General features: G+C 33.9%; 26 protein-coding genes. 5 read left to right on the top strand and 21 right to left on the bottom strand.

All coding sequences use genetic code 11. The features are described from left to right. Window positions 1-40 precede the first annotated feature (40 nt). Window positions 41-2,695 carry a pyruvate, phosphate dikinase gene (gene ppdK / locus AB3210_RS04995; RefSeq protein ID WP_052265055.1) on the bottom strand — a complete coding sequence of 885 codons (2,655 nt, stop codon included), beginning with the start codon at window positions 2,693-2,695 and terminating at the stop codon, window positions 41-43. Window positions 2,696-2,760: 65 nt separating this feature from the next. Next, window positions 2,761-2,892: a hypothetical protein gene (locus tag AB3210_RS05000; protein ID WP_007302564.1), complete on the bottom strand. Its 132-nt coding sequence runs from the start codon at window positions 2,890-2,892 to the stop codon at window positions 2,761-2,763. A gap of 137 nt (window positions 2,893-3,029) precedes the next feature. On the opposite strand from AB3210_RS05000, the gene AB3210_RS05005 reads away from it, so the two are divergent. From AB3210_RS05005 to AB3210_RS05025, 5 genes are all read left to right on the top strand, one after another. Further along, window positions 3,030-3,506, top strand: coding sequence for a transposase (locus AB3210_RS05005; protein ID WP_019236989.1), 477 nt, complete (start codon window positions 3,030-3,032; stop codon window positions 3,504-3,506). Continuing rightward, window positions 3,472-3,654: a hypothetical protein gene (locus tag AB3210_RS05010; protein WP_038227351.1), complete on the top strand. Its 183-nt coding sequence runs from the start codon at window positions 3,472-3,474 to the stop codon at window positions 3,652-3,654. Before AB3210_RS05005 ends, AB3210_RS05010 begins: the two co-directional genes overlap by 35 nt. Continuing rightward, window positions 3,614-3,970, top strand: a complete 357-nt coding sequence (locus AB3210_RS05015) for a transposase (protein WP_007301972.1) — start codon at window positions 3,614-3,616, stop codon at window positions 3,968-3,970. Before AB3210_RS05010 ends, AB3210_RS05015 begins: the two co-directional genes overlap by 41 nt. Window positions 3,971-4,443: 473 nt before the next feature. Beyond that, window positions 4,444-5,178, top strand: a complete 735-nt coding sequence (gene fabG / locus AB3210_RS05020) for a 3-oxoacyl-[acyl-carrier-protein] reductase (RefSeq protein WP_007302563.1) — start codon at window positions 4,444-4,446, stop codon at window positions 5,176-5,178. Window positions 5,179-5,273: 95 nt separating this feature from the next. Further along, complete coding sequence (locus tag AB3210_RS05025; protein WP_007302562.1) at window positions 5,274-5,609, top strand: TrbC/VirB2 family protein; 336 nt, start codon at window positions 5,274-5,276, stop codon at window positions 5,607-5,609. A gap of 1 nt (window position 5,610) precedes the next feature. Here the strand turns inward: AB3210_RS05025 and AB3210_RS05030 are convergent, their stop codons facing one another. From AB3210_RS05030 to rplE, 19 genes are all read right to left on the bottom strand, one after another. Further along, window positions 5,611-6,900 carry a M48 family metalloprotease gene (locus tag AB3210_RS05030; RefSeq protein ID WP_007302561.1) on the bottom strand — a complete coding sequence of 430 codons (1,290 nt, stop codon included), beginning with the start codon at window positions 6,898-6,900 and terminating at the stop codon, window positions 5,611-5,613. A 71-nt stretch (window positions 6,901-6,971) separates the two neighbouring features. Beyond that, window positions 6,972-7,616, bottom strand: a complete 645-nt coding sequence (ribB, locus tag AB3210_RS05035; protein ID WP_007302560.1) for a 3,4-dihydroxy-2-butanone-4-phosphate synthase — start codon at window positions 7,614-7,616, stop codon at window positions 6,972-6,974. A gap of 3 nt (window positions 7,617-7,619) precedes the next feature. Continuing rightward, window positions 7,620-8,114 (bottom strand): transcription elongation factor GreA, encoded by a 495-nt coding sequence (gene greA / locus AB3210_RS05040; protein ID WP_007302559.1) that lies wholly within the window; start codon window positions 8,112-8,114, stop codon window positions 7,620-7,622. 9 nt (window positions 8,115-8,123) lie between these two features. Beyond that, window positions 8,124-9,665, bottom strand: a complete 1,542-nt coding sequence (gene atpA, locus AB3210_RS05045; RefSeq protein WP_007302558.1) for a F0F1 ATP synthase subunit alpha — start codon at window positions 9,663-9,665, stop codon at window positions 8,124-8,126. Next, window positions 9,662-10,210, bottom strand: a complete 549-nt coding sequence (atpH, locus tag AB3210_RS05050) for an ATP synthase F1 subunit delta (RefSeq protein ID WP_007302557.1) — start codon at window positions 10,208-10,210, stop codon at window positions 9,662-9,664. Before atpH ends, atpA begins: the two co-directional genes overlap by 4 nt. A 38-nt stretch (window positions 10,211-10,248) precedes the next feature. Further along, window positions 10,249-10,602 carry a YraN family protein gene (locus tag AB3210_RS05055; RefSeq protein WP_010404733.1) on the bottom strand — a complete coding sequence of 118 codons (354 nt, stop codon included), beginning with the start codon at window positions 10,600-10,602 and terminating at the stop codon, window positions 10,249-10,251. Window positions 10,603-10,613: 11 nt separating this feature from the next. After that, window positions 10,614-11,042, bottom strand: a complete 429-nt coding sequence (gene rplQ, locus AB3210_RS05060) for a 50S ribosomal protein L17 (protein ID WP_010404731.1) — start codon at window positions 11,040-11,042, stop codon at window positions 10,614-10,616. 7 nt (window positions 11,043-11,049) lie between these two features. Beyond that, on the bottom strand, window positions 11,050-12,117 hold the full coding sequence (locus AB3210_RS05065) for a DNA-directed RNA polymerase subunit alpha (protein ID WP_353272215.1): 1,068 nt from the start codon (window positions 12,115-12,117) through the stop codon (window positions 11,050-11,052). Between the two features lie 20 nt (window positions 12,118-12,137). Next, window positions 12,138-12,524 carry a 30S ribosomal protein S11 gene (gene rpsK, locus AB3210_RS05070; RefSeq protein ID WP_006012273.1) on the bottom strand — a complete coding sequence of 129 codons (387 nt, stop codon included), beginning with the start codon at window positions 12,522-12,524 and terminating at the stop codon, window positions 12,138-12,140. Window positions 12,525-12,548: 24 nt separating this feature from the next. Then, window positions 12,549-12,917: a 30S ribosomal protein S13 gene (rpsM, locus tag AB3210_RS05075; protein WP_007302553.1), complete on the bottom strand. Its 369-nt coding sequence runs from the start codon at window positions 12,915-12,917 to the stop codon at window positions 12,549-12,551. Window positions 12,918-12,976: 59 nt separating this feature from the next. After that, entirely contained in the window at window positions 12,977-13,618 is a 642-nt protein-coding gene (locus AB3210_RS05080) for an adenylate kinase family protein (RefSeq protein ID WP_052265056.1), read from the bottom strand. Further along, window positions 13,615-14,943: a preprotein translocase subunit SecY gene (gene secY, locus AB3210_RS05085; RefSeq protein ID WP_052265057.1), complete on the bottom strand. Its 1,329-nt coding sequence runs from the start codon at window positions 14,941-14,943 to the stop codon at window positions 13,615-13,617. The genes AB3210_RS05080 and secY overlap by 4 nt, the downstream gene beginning before the upstream one ends. A 3-nt stretch (window positions 14,944-14,946) precedes the next feature. Then, window positions 14,947-15,417, bottom strand: a complete 471-nt coding sequence (rplO, locus tag AB3210_RS05090) for a 50S ribosomal protein L15 (protein WP_052265058.1) — start codon at window positions 15,415-15,417, stop codon at window positions 14,947-14,949. Window positions 15,418-15,420: 3 nt separating this feature from the next. Beyond that, window positions 15,421-15,933, bottom strand: coding sequence for a 30S ribosomal protein S5 (gene rpsE / locus AB3210_RS05095; RefSeq protein ID WP_010404712.1), 513 nt, complete (start codon window positions 15,931-15,933; stop codon window positions 15,421-15,423). Window positions 15,934-15,945: 12 nt separating this feature from the next. Then, complete coding sequence (rplR, locus tag AB3210_RS05100; RefSeq protein WP_052265059.1) at window positions 15,946-16,317, bottom strand: 50S ribosomal protein L18; 372 nt, start codon at window positions 16,315-16,317, stop codon at window positions 15,946-15,948. Between the two features lie 5 nt (window positions 16,318-16,322). Further along, the gene (gene rplF, locus AB3210_RS05105) at window positions 16,323-16,868 is read right to left on the bottom strand and encodes a 50S ribosomal protein L6 (protein ID WP_010404706.1); all 546 of its coding nucleotides are present in this window, start codon (window positions 16,866-16,868) and stop codon (window positions 16,323-16,325) included. Window positions 16,869-16,884: 16 nt separating this feature from the next. Next, entirely contained in the window at window positions 16,885-17,280 is a 396-nt protein-coding gene (gene rpsH, locus AB3210_RS05110) for a 30S ribosomal protein S8 (protein WP_007302546.1), read from the bottom strand. A 22-nt stretch (window positions 17,281-17,302) separates the two neighbouring features. Then, a complete protein-coding gene (rpsN, locus tag AB3210_RS05115) occupies window positions 17,303-17,611 on the bottom strand; it encodes a 30S ribosomal protein S14 (protein ID WP_007302545.1) in 309 nt (102 codons plus the stop codon). Window positions 17,612-17,623: 12 nt separating this feature from the next. Next, window positions 17,624-18,160, bottom strand: coding sequence for a 50S ribosomal protein L5 (gene rplE / locus AB3210_RS05120; protein WP_052265060.1), 537 nt, complete (start codon window positions 18,158-18,160; stop codon window positions 17,624-17,626). Window position 18,161 lies beyond the last annotated feature (1 nt).

The raw sequence follows: 18,161 nt of genomic DNA on the forward strand, positions 1-18,161 counted from the left end.
TACTTGTTAGCCGAATCTATGTTCGCACAGTTAGTTATCGCTATTTACCCAACAAACTTATGCTAAGCTGTGCTGCCACTAATTTTGCAACCAGTACTCTATAAGGCGAGCATGACACATAATCAACCCCTGATTTGATGAAAAACTCTATGGACTGTGGATTCGCTCCATGCTCTCCACATATACCAAGTTTAATTTCTTTTCTGGTTTTTTTGCCCCTTTCGATAGCTATTCTGATTAATTCCCCTACCCCTTCGACATCTAGCACCTCAAAGGGATCGTTTTTGAATATGTTGCTTTCCTTATAAGAATCGAGGAAATTAACTGAATCATCTCGTGAAAGTCCCATAGTTGTTTGTGTTAAATCATTAGTGCCAAAACTAAAAAATTCTGCGTGTTTTGCGAGTTTGTCAGCAATAAGTGCTGCTCTTGGCAGTTCTATCATCGTTCCAATTGAATAGTTCACATCGAAATTTTCGGCTTCTTTCTTTATTAACTCGCATATCAGAATAAACTCTTTCTCACTCATGATAAAAGGAATCATGATTTCAGGTTTCACTTCTATCTTCTTTTCTTTCCTTAATTCACTTGCAGCACTGAGTATTGCCCTAATTTGCATGCCATATATTTCAGGATGAGAAATAGCAAGTCTACAACCTCGATGGCCAAGCATTGGATTTTTTTCTGATAACTGTGCTATTTTATTTTTTACTGATTCAACTGACTTATTCAGTGATTTGGCAATTTTCTCTATAATAGATTGATTGTGGGGCAAAAACTCATGTAGAGGCGGATCAAGTAAACGTATAGTAACCTCCCTGCCCTCCATAATAGAAAATATTTCTTTGAAATCAGACTTTTGCATTTCTTCGAGTTTATTTAATGCATTTGTCCTTTCATTTTCATCATCAGCTATTATCAACTTTTGAATGGATTCGATTCTATCACTAGCAAAAAACATATGTTCTGTGCGACATAATCCTATACCTTCTGAACCGAATTCTTTTGCAATTTTTGCATCTTTTGGAGTATCAGCATTCGCTCTCACCTTCACTGTTTTGATTTCATCTACCCAGTTAATTATCGTTTTGAATTCTTGAGATAATTCAGGCAAAATTGTAGGAAGAATACCAAGCATAACCTCTCCTGTTCCTCCATTGATGGTGATTGATTCACCTTTATTTACTTTTATATCCCCCATAGAAAGAAATTTTTCATCTTTATCAATATAAAGTCCATTTAGACTACAAATGCATGGTTTACCCATTCCACGAGTTACAACAGCGGCATGCGAGGTCATACCTCCTCGCGCTGTTACTATTCCACTTGCAGCATTCATTCCATTAATATCTTCAGGGCTCGTCTCTGATCTTACCAAAATTACTTTTTTACCCTGCTCTGCAGCTTTTTCAGCATCACTTGCACTGAATACTACATATCCAGAAGCAACACCTGGAGAAGCTGGCAGTCCTTTGCCTATTACTTCTTGATCGATTTTAACATCAAGAACTGGATGCAAAAAATTGTCAAAAGTTTTTGGATCAATTCTCAATATTCCTTCCTCTTTTGTAATCACTCCTTCGTTTACCATATCAACTATTATGCGAATAGCAGCTTCGGCTGTGCGCTTGCCAGACCTAGTCTGCAAAATCCATAACTTACCGTCCTGTACAGTAAATTCGATATCCTGCATGTCCTTATTATGACTTTCAAGTTTTTCACATACCGCGCATAATTCTCGGTAGACACTTGGTAGCAACTTCTCCATGGTACTTTCTTGCTCCCCGTCAATTGGCATAGGAGTATAAACACCAGAAACCACATCCTCACCCTGAGCATTAACTAAAAACTCACCAAAAAGCTTTTTTTCTCCAGTTGAAGGATTACGTGTAAATATCACGCCGGTTGCAGAATTATCATTTAAATTACCAAAAACCATTGCTTGCACGTTGACCGCTGTTCCAAGGTTTTCAGGAATATTATGTATTCTTCTATAGGAAACAGCCCTATCGTTTTTCCAAGAGGCAAATACTGCATTAACCGAGTTTAACAATTGCTCTTCAACGTTCTGCGGGAAATGCTTTCCAGTTTTTTCACATACTATCTCTTTAAAATCATTAACAATTTTCTTTAAAACATCAACATTAAGATCAGCTAAGCTTTTTGCTCCACTTTTTTGCTGTTCACTATCAACAATGTCTTGAAATAAGTGATGGTCAAGCTGTAGTACAACACTCGAGTACATCATGATGAAACGACAGTAGCTATCATAGGCAAAACGTTCGCCACTTTTTTTTGCAAGCCCAACAACGGTTGCATCATTTAGGCCAACATTTAGGACTGTATCGAGCATGCCCGGCATTGAATTCACACTACCAGAGCGTATGGAAACTAATAAAGGATTATTTGAATCCCCGAATTTACAACCGATGTCACTTTCGAGCATCGCCATGTAGTTTTTTATCTCGTTACGTAGATCACAAGACAATTCATTATCTTGACAATAGGCCTGACAAACAGCAGTGGAAATTGTAAAACCAGGTGGAACAGGAATGCCAATGTTACACATCTCTGCCAGATTTGCTCCCTTCCCTCCTAGTAGATTTCTCATTGCTGCATTACCTTCACAGTTGCTTTGGCTAAAGTAATATATTAACTTTTCTTGCATTTTTTTCGGATTTTCACTAATAAACATACTATACATACTATTCTAATAAATTTGTCAGGCAGGAGTAATAAATTTTGTAAAATTCAGCACAATTAAATAGCCTCTTTTCCTTTCATTCCAGTACTCTTTTCTGTCATCTCAATGACCTCTATGATGTCATTCCAGCGCATGACGCTGGAATCCAGTTCGTCCATAATCTCAACAAAAACGTTGTGTTTTAGCATAATTTTGTGCTCAATATGCTTATTTATAGTAAAGACTTCTGGATTCCAGCAGGCTTTGTTGCACCACTCAAGGAAAGAACAGGCAGTTACTGATGGAATTTGTTATAAAATAGATATTTAGCCGACAAAGGAAAAATATGCCAATAAGAATGAAAGTCAGTAACTGCAATGAATATAACAAATTTCTTCAAGAAAGGGGAAATGTTTTTCATTATATCAACGATGCCATTGAAAATTGGTACGAAAATAGTCCAAAAGTAGCAGGTGGCAACAATGTCTACAGCGACAAAGTAGTGATTCTAATTCACATAATAACCTATCTATTCAGGATTGGTCTTAGGCAAACAGTGGGATTTATAGAGAAATATCTTGAGCAAATAGGGAAAATTTTGCAAATTATCAGCTATTCGCAGGCTTCAAGAAGGTTTAAAAAGCTTAATATCAAAATCAACGACTGCAGAGTTGATAAGAACGATATGGAAGATATTGAAATTGCTATAGATAGTACAGGTATCAGCATCTACAATAATATTCCAGGCCATAGTAAGGCAAATGGTACAGATAGAAAGTATCGCCGCTATGAGCAAACAAGATGTAATGCTAGAGATAGGTAGTAAAAAAGTTATAGCTGCAAAATACAGTAGTGGAGTTTATTCCGACCACTATGGAGCCTGTGATCTTATTGAAAGAGTGGATACCAAGTATAACATAAGCACGATATATGCAGATAGATCGAAAGAAGTTATACAAACTGTGCGATGAGCTTGACATAAAGACAAGGATTCCTCCGCAAAATAATGCAGTAGAGCATCCAAAGTTGGATTATATGAATGAGAGAAATTCTACAATCAAGCTCATAAAGTCATATGATGAAGATGGTATGAAGAGGTGGAAAAAAGAGATAAATTATTGGAAGAGATCTTATATAGAAAGTTTTTTCTCGCGACTGAAGCAAATATTTGGATTTAGTTTTAGGAATAAATCTGAGATTAATCGTGAGAAGGAACTGCTACTCAAGTGTTATTTGCTTAACAAATTTACTGAAATAGGCATGGCTAAGTTTGATATAGCTTCATGAATTTATTATACATTACCCACTATCCGAAGAGCTGTGCAACAAAGCCATCCCAGCGTCAAGTGCTGGAATGACACCGTCATACCTGTTAGAGTATGAATGTAGCCTTATCTCACACTCCTGTCATCCCAGTGCCCAGACACTGGGATCCAGAAGACTGATCAAGTAATAAGAACTAGTCACGCGCTGGCTCTCTTAAATTACTTTAGCTATAAGTATTAAGAAATTTACCAATCAAAAAAAGGCAAAAGAATCCACATGGTGCTGATTTTATTACTGTAATTGATAATGTGCTAACGCTTAAACGAAGCGTGTTTAGGCTGAATAGAAAAAAATAAAAAAAGGCATGCAACCGCCATAATTTCGCCAATAAACACAAGATTTATCAAGAAGCTTCTATTAAATGAAAGTTATGCAAAAAATCTATTGCAAGTCTTTTAATATTCTGTTAAGAGCTGGAACAAATAAAAATTATTATGTTTGGATTAGAGAATAAGAAATTTCTGATTACTGGTGCATCAGGCGGAATAGGCCAGGCAATTGTAGAAATTATGCATAAGGCCAGAGCAACTTTATGTATTTCTAGTACAAAAAAAGAAATACTCGAAGAAGTTGCTAAAAAATATGAAAAAAACATTCACGTACTTCCTTGCAACTTATCAAATCCTGAAGAGGTAAATCAACTAATAAATAAAGCAAGTGAGTTGATGAAAGGCTTTGATGGACTCATATGCAATGCAGGAATTACACAAGACAGCTTATTGTTGAGAATGACAGATGAAGCATGGCAAAAGGTGATTGATATTAATTTGACCTCCACATTTAAGCTAAATAGAGAAGCATGCAAGAAATTAATTAAAAATAATTGGGGAAGAATCATAAATATTTCTTCAATAGTAGGATTGACAGGAAATGCCGGGCAAGTAAATTATGCAGCATCAAAAGCTGGAATAATAGCTATGAGCAAATCTATAGCAAAAGAAGTTGCAAGTCGCGGTGTAACAGTAAATTGCATTGCTCCTGGATTTATAGATACTAAAATGACTGAAGTTTTAAATGAAGGACAAAAGGAAAAAATATTAGATAACATCCCAATGAAAAGAATGGGAACAGGAAAAGAAATAGCAGCAGGAGTATTGTTTTTAGCAAGCGATGAGGCAAAATATATAACGGGACATGTGCTTAACATCAATGGTGGGCTATTTATGTAGCAACACTTATTTATGGACAAATTATAAGTTTTACTTTACAATAAGCATATATATAAATTTATTTTCGCGTTAGTTTATTACTTGGAGGCAAAAGAATGAGCTATATAATAAAAAAATTTTTTAATGCTTTGTGTATAGTGCTGTTTCTCTCTTTTTCAGATTACGCAAATGCTGCTACTGATATAGATGATACAACTGCCCAAGTAATATGCAATATTATTGGTTATATTTGGGGAATAGGTGGGCCACTTATGACTGTAGTCATAATAGGTGCAGCTTTGCTTGCAATATTTGGTAGAATGCCATGGCCAGCTCTCTTTGCCCTAGGTATGTTTTGTGGTGTATTTTTTGGTGCCAAAGCGATTATAATGAAAATTATACCCGATAGCATTAAACAAGATAGTATGTTGAGCAAGTGTGGGGAAAAATAACTTAAAAATCAGGATGTTTTTGTGTGTATTGTTCCTTCATGTCTTCAATCTGTAACAAATAATGACTGTCTTTCGGTAAAGTTTTAATAGCTAACTCAGCGTACTTCATAAATTTCTCTAAATTACCTTCAATACAAGCCTTTTTCGTCAAAGCAAAATAATACATTGCCATATCAGCGCTACGTTTATATGCAATACTTAAATACTTCCAGACAAAGGCGTTATTTGTTTCTACGTTTGCAACCTGCTCTAGGTAAAAAATTGCCTTCTCTATTTCACCGTGTAATAATAAAGTATGAGATAACGCAAGTTTCACTAAATAGTTATTCTTCTCAGATAAATATCTAAGTGATTCTTCATACATTTTTATTGCTTCACTTAAATTTCCAGCTTTGTATAACATCTCCGCTTTTAATTCATATAAATAAGGATCATTGCGTGACTCTTGAATCAATGAATTAACTTTAGTAATAGCCTCTTCTATCTTTCCTTGCCTATAGTGAATTACAGCATTTACATACTTAGAACTACCTTCATATTTATTAGATAACACATGAATAGGAGCAAAAAAAGAGTCTAGCTTTGCAACCATACGCTCAAACTTCAGCAATTTATCTGCAAGGATTGGTTTTATATTGTTTTTAACCTTATAATTCTGTACAGCAAATATACGCTTATCACTAAGTGGGTGAGTGCGGAAATACTCTTCAGTGTTTTCATGCTCAATACTCTTAAAATAGTCAAAAATCTCTTTCATACCCAAATTATCATAGCCAGATTCATCTAGGTATCTTAAAGCATAGCTATCTGCTACACTCTCTTGCTCTTGAGAATAGTTAAAAAACAACCTTGAACTAAGCGTTACACCACTAAGCAAGATTGCACTCGCAACCTGAGGGTTAATGACAATACTAGAAACTAATCCTACCATATAACTAATCATTGCTATTGATTGAAAATAACCTACAGCACTACTCATTTGTAATACATGACCAGCAGATATATGAGCAATTTCATGTGCTAATATACCAAGTAAGACATAAGGTTCAGTCGAATATTGTAAAAGCCCTAAATGAATGAAAATGCTATTATTGTTAATTACAAAAGCATTAATCGATCTATCATCAACTATAAAAACTTTTATTTTATCATTATCAATACCCGCAGCAGAAAATAAAGGTTGCGCTAGATCCTTAACTACCGCTTCCACTTCACTATCTCTAATAATACTAACAGAGTAAGCGCTATTACAGTATACGAAAAAAAATAGTAAAACAAAAAGCTTAGACATGGAAATTCCTTGTTTGTATAACTTTGAGGAATTTTGTATTTTAACACTTAAACTATACGAATCTATAAACGCTAGTTTAAATTTTGAACGTAACTGATAAGTTTATCAATGGTAGTTAACTTAATATTATGTTGTTCAGCAAATTCAAGCAACTGGGGTAAGCGCATCATAGAGCCATCATCATTCACTAATTCACAAATAACTGCAGAATGATTACATCCCACTAACTTAGCTATCTCAACACTTGCTTCAGTATGACCAGCACGTTGCTCTACTCCACCCTCATGTGCAATCACAGGAAAAATATGACCGGGAGTTATAATGTCATCCTGAGTTCTATTTTTATCAATAGCAACATGTATAGTTTTTGTTCTATCCTCAGCTGAAACACCCGTAGTAATACCATAACGTGCATCAATTGATGTAGTAAAAGCAGTATGATTTTCACCAACATTTTTTTTTTCCATGAAACTAAGGCCTAACCTTTTCATGTGAACTTTAGTCATTGCTAAACAAACAATCCCTGTACCGTATCTAACCATAAAAGCCACATGTTCTGGCTCTAATTTCTCAGCTAATACAATCAGATCACCTTCATTCTCTCTGTTTTCATCGTCAACTAAAATGAATAATTTACCAGAACTAGCATCCCTCAATACATCTTCCACAGAAGAAATACCAGGTAGACTAATTGAAGGATAAGTTACTTGTACCATGATTTACTTAAACTCAATCTTAACTATTTTATACAATTTCTCTCCATTTGGCACTATCACTTCCACATACTCACCAACTTTTTTGCCAATTAAAGCACTACCGAGTGGTGAATCCGTAGAGATCAACTGCTTTGAAGCATCAGCTTCATATCCACCTACAATCTTATAAACATATTCAATTTCACTGTTATCATCACCGAGCATGCTTACCGTAACAGTTGCACCAAACATTACTGTATCACCAGACAAATTTTTTACTTCTATCACTTCTGCATGTGAAAGTTTACTTTCTACCTCAATTATACGGCCTTCAATAAAACTTAATCTCTCCCGTGCTGCATGATATTCTGCATTTTCTGATAAATCGCCTTGATCACGAGCATCAGAAATAGCCTGTATGATAGAAGGTTTTTCTTCCTTTAATTTCTCAAGTTCGACTTGCATACTCTCAAAACCTTCCCTTGTAATAGGAAACTTGTTAACAATGGATGAAGTCATAATCACCGCCTAAACGCAATTAAATTGAGTGACAAAATCACTCACAATACCAAGAATATCATCTTTTATATCATCATTCATGTCACCCGACAACTTTTTTAAAACTCCAGGGTGAACAGTTTGAAAATAATTGATAAGATCACACTCGAACCTATTGATGTTGCTCACCTGTACCTTATTTAATTGACCATACAGATTAGAAAAGATATACATAAGCAATACTTGCTCTTCTATTTGCATAGGTGAATACTGTTTTTGCTTTAATAATTCAATAAGGTATTTACCTTTGTTTAAGGACAATTGAACAGTAGCATCAAGATCAGAACCAAATTTAGCAAAGTCTTCCAGTTCTCTATATTGGGCCAAACTCAGCTTTATAGAACCAGCAACTTTTTTCACAGATTTCAATTGTGCAGCAGAGCCAACCCGAGAAACCGATAAACCTATATTCACTGCAGGGCGAAATCCTTTGTGAAACAATTCAGACTCAAGAAAAATTTGTCCATCGGTAATTGAAATCACATTAGTTGGAACATATGCAGATACATCGCCAGCCTGAGTCTCAATAATCGGCAAAGCAGTCAAAGATCCCTGTCCTTTTTCATCAGACATTTTGGCAGCTCTTTCAAGCAAGCGAGAGTGTACATAGAATATATCTCCAGGATAAGCTTCACGACCAGGAGGACGTCTAAGCAATAAGGACATCTGCCTATATGCCACAGCATGCTTAGATAAATCATCATATACCACCAAGCAATGCATTCCATTATCACGGAAAAATTCTCCAATAGTGCAACCGGTATAAGGTGCTAAAAATTGCATAGGCGCGCAGTCAGATGCGCTAGCCACAACTACGGTTGTATACTCTAATGCTCCACTTTCTTTTAGCTTATTCACCACTTTTGCTACTGTCGAAATTTTTTGTCCAATAGCAACATAAACACAGTAAATTTTTTGATTTTCGTTTACCTCATCATTAATCTTCTTCTGATTGATAATAGTATCAATCGCAATAGTGGTTTTACCAATTTGTCTATCGCCAATAATTAATTCACGTTGCCCTCTACCTATAGGAATCAACAAATCTATAATTTTAATTCCTGTCTGCAGAGGTTCATGCACAGATTTACGGTCAATAATACCTGGCGCTTTAGATTCTATATACATTTTGTTCTTGGCTCTAATTTCTCCGCCATCGTCTATAGGATCGCCTAATGCATTTACAACTCTCCCTAATAATTCATGACCTACAGGCACCTGTACAACATCACCACTACATTTTACAACGTCCCCTTCTTTTACATCACGGTCATTGCCAAGCACAACTATTCCAGCTGTATCATGATCTAAATCAAGAACTATTCCTTCTACACCGCTTGCAAAAGATACCTTTTCACCAAACTTTGCTTTTTCCAGCCCATAGACCAATGTGATACCATCCGTTACTGAAATTACTTCACCTATATTTTCTCGTTTTATAGGATTATCAAATGTCTCAACCTTCTCTTTTATTATGTTTACTACTTCAGAGGCATTTATGCTATTCTTCATATACAATTCCTTATTTTCAACATTTCCATTTTACTCAAATCAACCAATCTATCCAAATAACTCTTAAGCGAAGCATCAATCACGTTAAAACCATACCTAACTACAAAGCCACCTAGTATAGAAGGATCAACCACATGACTGACTTTTATTATTTTACCAAGAAAGTTCAAAGATTCAGTAATTATTTTTATATCAGGTTTCTTTAAAATCTCTGCTGATTTTATAGTAATTTCCAATTCATTTTCACTTTCCCTTACAAGATTTAAGAATTTTTCTAATATAAGGATTAATAAACGGGAGCGCTTGTTTGCAAGTGTAACCATAATAAATTTGACTAAGTTTTCACTCAAGTTCTCCTTTATAGAAAGTATCGCTTCTTTTTTGTGCAAAAGAGAAACCATAGGATGAGATAGATACACAAAAACATCTTGATCTTTAAAAAAAGCTAACAAAAATTCTACTTCTTTTCTTATAATACCTAATCTGCTTCCTGAGACATGAAACAGTGCTCTAGCATAAGATGAAACTAAATTATTGTTTTTCATATTCAATTACCTGTTCTAGTAAATCTAAATTATTTTAGCTACCATTGTTCAATCCAAGCATTTTTTATATAAATAGGTCTTCTCCTTAAGGAAAGAAAACATAAATCATATCTGACTGAATAATCTAAAAAATCAAGATTTTTACTTAAGAAATATTTAGAAGAATTTATAATAGACTGACACTGAAAATGAGATATCGGTACTTCTTTTCCAAATAAACTTGTTTTAACTTCTATAAAAATCAGCTCCCTTTTTTTAGATACAATTAAGTCAATTTCACCCAACTTACAACGGAAGCGACGTTTTATAACATTATAGAATTTCAGCTTTAAATATATCGAAACTAACAATTCTCCAAAGTAACCTACAAAATAGCGTAACCTACTTACCATAAAAAGAATAATTAGCTTTGTGTAACTACTTTGCTTCCTTTTTTATTTTTACTATAAATCTCACCTTTTGCTGAAATATCTCTATCAACTAGCTCTATCACTGCCATTGGAGCGCAATCACCCTTTCGAGTACCAAATTTTATTATTCTAGAATATCCACCTTTACGGTCTTGATAACGATTAGCTAGAACGCTTAATAATTTATCAACTACTAACTTACTATTATGAAGACGTGAAAGCAAAAGCCTTCTACCATGTAAAGAATCGTTATTCTTAGCAATTGTAATAAACTTTTCCACATATGGACGAAGTGCTTTAGCCTTTGGTAAAGTAGTTACAATCTGCTCATGATTAATTAACGAGATAGATAGATTCTTTAACATTGATAACCTATGCTCGGTACAACGAGACAGTTTATTTTTCTTTATTCCATGTTTCATATACTACCTAATCCTCATCAGTATGTTGTTTAGCCAGTTCATCTATATCCTTAGGCGGCCAATTTGGTATATTCATACCCAAAGACAAACCTGAATTATTTAAAATTGCCTTGATTTCATTCAAAGACTTTCGGCCAAAATTAGCAGTTCTTAACATTTCAACTTCCGTCTTTTGCACAAGATCACCTATATAAGTGATATTTTCATTTTTCAGACAGTTATGAGATCTAACAGATAATTCCATTTCATCTACTTTACGCAATAGAACAGGATCATAGCCCAAATCTTTAGCACCACTAGACAAAGAAACTTGCGATTTTTTATAACTCATATCAGAACTAATAAAAGGCTGAAATTGCTCCTGTAATATTCTTGCAGCATAGTCAACAGCTTGACTTGGAGAGATTGTACCATCAGTTTCAATTGACAATATCAGCTTATCTTTATCAGTAACTTGACCAACACGACTATTCTCTACTCTATACGAAACCCTCTCAACAGAACTATATAAAGCATTAACTGGAATAAAACCAATTAAATCTTGTTCATTCATAGACTTTAAAAATTCATTTTCTTTATATTTATTTACAGAAAGATAACCTTTTCCACTAGCAATATATATAGTAATGTTAAGCTCCACATCTTGACCTAGTGTACATATCACCAAATCTTTATTAACAATAGAGCATTGGTCATCAGTTTCTATCATTCCAGCTAATACTTGACAAGGCCCTTTAGCGCTCAAATTTAAGCACTTATTAGACGTGTTATTTAACTTACATCTCAACATGCCCATATTTAATGCTATATCAGTTATGTCTTCCCTAACTCCTTGGATCGAAGTAAATTCATGATTCACGCCTTCAATTTTTATTCCATAAACAGCACTACCGCGAAGAGAAGACAACATTACACGCCTTAATGCATGACCCAACGTTAAAGCAAAACCACTTTCCAAAGGTTCTAGAACTATATCACTTTTTTTACTTGAATCACCTGATATTACCTTAATCGCATTAGGCTTAGTTAATCTATCTAAATTTCCACAGAAAGAGACATTATCACTATAATACATACAAAAACCTTCCAAATATCCTATACTCTTCTTTTTTTCCTTAGTCTACACCCATTATGAGGTATCGCCGTTTTATCTGCAATTGAAGTGACAGTCAATCCACAATTCCGAAGTGCTTTAACTGCAGCTTCTGCACCAAAACCAGGACCACGAATTATTACAGAAACAACCTTCATACCAAATCTCTCTATTACTTTCTTCGCAGCAGAATCGGCAACCTTACCTGCAGCATAAGGTGTGGATTTTCTCGAACCAGAAAAACCACATGCACCAACAGAAGTCTGGTAAAGCGTATTACCACAAACATCAGTCACATTTACAAAAGTATTATTAAAAGTTGCACGAATATGGACAATACCAGTAATAAACCTTTTTGTATTCTTACCAACCGTTTTAACTTTTTTCATAAAAACTCACGATAATAACAAATTTTATTTTTTTCCAGCAATAGGCAATTTAGATCTGCCTTTACGAGTTTTAGCATTAGTATGGGTTCTTTGTCCCCTCACAGGCAAACCTTTTCTATGCCTTAATCCTCTATAGCAACCGATTTCCATTAAAGATTTTATATCCATAGCTACTTTTTTTCTGAGCTCACCCTCTATGACATATTTTTGCCTAATAAAACTACTAATTTTCTCTATATCTTCATCTTGTAATTCTAAAACACGCTTACGCTCATCAATTTTACAGCTACGACAAATTATATTCGCAGTAGTAATACCTATACCATGTATATAAGTTAATGCAAAAGGAACACACTTCTTCACTGGAACATTTATGCCTGCAATACGTGCCACTGATACCTCGATACTTTATTAATAATAACTCTTAATTTATACCATAAAACAACTTATAGTCAAATCAAATTACAAGAAATTTTACTTTCAATCTCTTGCATTACTCTATCAACACTCAAATTAGCGTTAATTGTTAACAACTTGTCCTTATAATACTCGCGCAAACCCTCTATCTGAGAATGATATTCTCTTATCCTCTTATTAATTGCAAGCATATTAGCATCATCAATTCTCTTCTCCAATCTCGTACTTTTACATTTAGCACAAGTAGTATTCTTAAAAGAAGATATACTATATATACTTTTACAATCCAAACAAGTAAGACGATCTTTTAATCTATCAATTGCAATATTATCGTCAAGCTGCAACTCAATTACAAGATCAACATCCCTATTGCATCTTTTTTGCAAAACTTGAGTTAAAAAATGAGCTTGATTTAAATTTCTTGGAAAACCATCTAACAAAAAATCACCATCTATTAATGCAAGCTGGTCACACAATAATTTACATATAACTTCATCTTGAATTAAATTACCAGATTCAACAGTATCCTTTATTCCTTTACCTAATTTACTCCCACTAGATATAATATTCCTTAATAAATCTCCTACTGAAACTAATTTAAAATTATACTTTGCTATTAACAAACTGGACTGAGTACCCTTACCAGAGCCAGGAGGACCAAAAATTGTAATAATCACTTTAGCTTCCTTGTTTTAGACTCATATTTCTTTATCCAACTATCGTACCTATTTGAAAAAACATAAGATTGTACTTGCATAATAGTATCAGTAATAACGTTAACTATAATCAGCAAGCTCGTCCCACCAAAAATAAATGGTATATCATAATGATACCTCATAATTTCAGGTATAGTACATATTACCACCAAATACGCAGACCCAATAAATGTTAATTTAAAAACTATATCTTGAAGATAATCAGAAGTATGTTTTCCAGGCCCTCTACCAGGAATAAAACCACCATTTTTCCTAAGAAAATCAGCATTTTCCTCTGGATTAAATATAAAATTGGTATAGAAAAAATTAAAAAGTACTATGAGTATTAAGTAAGTTATAATGTACATCACTTTATTTTCCATAAAGTAGTTTAAAATAAAATCAGCAATGGCATGACCCTTATAGAAATTTGCAATTGAAATAGGCGTTAATAAAATTGCGTTAGCAAAAATAGTTGGTATTACACCAGATAAATTGATCTTCAATGGAATGTAAGTAAAATCATCATTATGTAATTTTTTAAACTGTTTTTTGGGATATTGAACAATTACCTTTCTATAAGAAGATTCTGTAAAAATGACTAAAAGGAGCAGTAAAAAAAACAATGCTATAACAAAAAGGGTAATGAAAAACGACATACTACCATTTTTATTTAATGTTAGCAGAGATGATAAAGCATTATGTAATTCAGATGTTATGCCAGTAAAAATGATTAATGAGATACCATTGCCTATACCGCTCACACTGATCCGCTCACCAAGCCATATTAAAAATATAGTTCCACCTAAAAGGCTAAAGACACCTATAGTACGAAACATAATACCAGGTTCAACTACAACTAATACCCCTTCCCTATTCATTCTTTCTAACCCTATTAAGATCGTAATTGATTGAAAGATACAAAACACTATAGTCATATAGCGTATATAAGAGTTCATCTTTCGACGTCCCAACTCTCCGTCATTTTTAATTTCATTGATTCCTTTAACGGCAGAAGATAATAATTGCATAACTATGGATGCAACTATGTATGGCATAACGTTTAACGCCAAGATCGTCATTCTAGCTAAAGCGCCACCAGAAAATAAATTAAATACTCCAAAAACACCAGAACTCTCTTTTGGAAATATATCATTGATTATATCAAGATTAATTCCAGGAATAGGAACATAAGTGCCTAAACGATAACAAACTAAAGCCATTAGAGTAAAAAATATACGCTTTAGTAAATCACTTTTATATAACAGCGTAGAATCCAAACTATTAAATGCAAATTTACTGTTCATGATTTACGATAGTATTTCTACACTACCACCAACTGAAGCTACAGATCTTTTTGCAGCTTCTGATGCAAAATCAACATGAAACACAAATTTTTCGCTTAATTTACCCTTATTAAGAAGTTTGATTTTACTTTTAACAGATCTGATAAAACCTAACTTATGCAGTAGCTCCTTATCTATGATAGAATCCTTGACTATTTTTTTAGCTTCCATTAAGCGCTGTACATCCCCAACATTAAATATAGAGTATAAGTTTTTGCGTATAGGCTTAAAACCTCTTTTAGGTAAACGAGTATATATAGACTGCTGTCCACCTTCAAAACCATTTATAGAAACGCCACTTCTCGCTTTTTGCCCTTTATGCCCCCTACCAGATGTTTTACCTTTACCACAACCAATACCTCTACCTAATAATTTAGGCTTCTTTTTCTTAGATAATTTGGTAAATATAGAATTTAATTTTACAGCATCATTCATAGTTTACCTATTTCCAACTATCTCACTAATCTTTTTACCCCTCTTACCTGCCACTTGGCGAGGAGATAACATAACATCAAAAGCCTTAAATACTGCACATATAATATTATGGGGATCATTTGATCTAGTAGACTTAGCTACCACATCCTTTATACCTAATACCTCAAAAACCGACCTCATTGCTCCACCAGCAATAATACCTGTTCCAGTTCTTGCAGCTCTTAAAACTATCTCACCAGAACAAAATTTAGCTTTAATATCATGATGTAAAGTTCTACCTTCACGTAAGTACACCCTAATCATCGACTTCTTTGCAGCATTTACAGCTTTCACTCTTGCTTCAGCAACCTCTGCGTGTTTACCTATTCCACATCCTACCCTACCCTTACCATCACCAACAACAACCAAAGTTGAAAATGAAAATCTTCTACCACCTTTAGTAACCGTTGTTACCCTTCGCACTGAAACCAAAAGTTCTGATAAATCATTATTATTTTGTAAATTCTTTACAGCCATATTTAAAACCTTCTAAAATTTAAATCCAGAGCTTCTTAAAGCCTCAGCAAATTGAGAAATCAATCCTGTATACTTATATGCTCCCCGATCAAAGACGAACCGCTGCTGCAATTTTGTACTAGGCAGACGCTCAATCAATAAAGAAGAAACCTGTTTTATAGTTTCAGCATTGACCCTACCTTTACATACATTCCTAATTTTATCATCCAAAGTAGAAGCAGAAGCTAGGGTTATTCCTTTTGCATCGTTAATCAACTGAACGTAAAAATGTTTATTAGACTTAAATACGGATATACGTAAACGTCCAGCGCTCTTATCGAGCTTCGCTCTATTACGAAGTTTCCTTTTTTCATAGCTACTTAAAAAATTATACAATCTTTTCATTTTAATTACTTCTTTTTATTTACAACCTTACGCAGCATAAATTTGCCTTTTATTACAATACCCTTACCTTTATAAGGATCATATTTTCTAATTTTGCATATATCAGAAGCCACCATATAGACTTTTTGCTTATCCATACCGCGAATCACTAAATGAGTTGGCTTTATACACTTAATCTCAACGTCTTTAGGCACTTTATACTTAATATTATGACTATAACCAAGATATAAAGTCAAATACTTATCATCACATTCTGCTTTATACCCCACACCATTAATCTCAAGATCAACAGAAAAATCATTAACCATACCGTTAATCATGTTATTAATATTACTTCTATAAGTGCCCCATATAGATTTTATTTTATCATAATCATCCCTGCCTTGATCAACAGAAAGTAACAATTGATTATCAACTATCTGACACAGAATGCCACTACACAAGTTCAGCTCTTTTTCTGCCCTAACACTTCTTATTAATACCCTACCATCATTATATTCAACTGAAAGATCAGCAGGAATATTGATAGGTGCGGCACCTATACGAGACATACATTTCTCCTATCATTTAAAATACACGACACAAAACTTCTCCACCAACTTTTAATCTACGTGCATTATAATCGGTCATCACTCCTTTCGGTGTAGATATAATAAAAATTCCAAGACCATTATATGCTTTAGAAATGTCCTTACACTTAGAATAATAACGACAACCGGGCTTTGATACCCTAGCTATATCATTAATCACAGGTGATTTATCATAATACTTCAACTGCACAACAAGCGAAGGGATACTATCACTCTCTTGCTTTTCATAATTAAGAATATACCCTTCCTCTTTTAAGATCTTCAATATAGAAGAATTCACTTTAGAGAATAGGACTCTTGTTTCCCTATGCATTGCCAATTGAGCATTACGTATTCTTGTTAAAAAATCACCAATACCATCAGATAACGACACTATTACACTCCTTATATCACATTTACCAACTAGATTTTGTAACCCCTGGAACTTGTCCAAAAGAACACAAATCACGTAAAACAATCCTACATAAACCAAATTTTCTATATACTCCTCTCGGCCTACCAGTTAAAGCGCATCTATTCCTAATTCTGATTTTAGAAGAATCTCTAGGCAATTTTTTAATCAGCTTACTTTGAGCTGCAAACCTTTTTGCAATAGATAAATCCTTATTATTCATTATAGATTTTAATTCTTCCCTTCTCTCCCTATACTGATCGCATAACTTTATTCTACGAAGATTCTTCTGTATCATGGATTTTTTTGCCATATATATTTTCTCTCAATTATCAAAAAAAGGGAATTTAAGAGCCAGTAATAATTCCTTTGCTTCCTTATCACTAACTGCACTTGTTATAATATTAATATCCATACCTCTAATTTTACTTATTTTATCATAGTCTATTTCTAAAAATGATATATGCTCCTTGATACCAAGGGAAAAATTACCATGACCATCAAATTGCTTCACACTAAACCCTCTAAAATCTTTTTCCCTTGGCAAAGCAATATATATTAATCTTTCTAAGAATTCATACATTTTATTTCTACGCAAAGTCACTTTACAACCTACAGTTGCACCTTTTCTAATTTTGAAACCAGAAATAGATTTTTTTGCAAAGGTTAACACAGGCTTTTGCCCAGTAATCAAATGTAGATTATCAAATGGCTCATTTATCGCTTTATTGTCCGTAGCAGCATCTCCAACGCCCATATTGATACACACCTTGACAAGTTTAGGCACTTGCATTACATTGCCGTAATTAAACTTATCCTTTAAGGATTTTACTATATTATCTTTATACAATTGTTTAAACATA

It is taken from the genome of Wolbachia endosymbiont (group B) of Scrobipalpa ocellatella (genome assembly GCF_964188425.1).
In the GTDB taxonomy this organism is placed as follows: domain Bacteria; phylum Pseudomonadota; class Alphaproteobacteria; order Rickettsiales; family Anaplasmataceae; genus Wolbachia.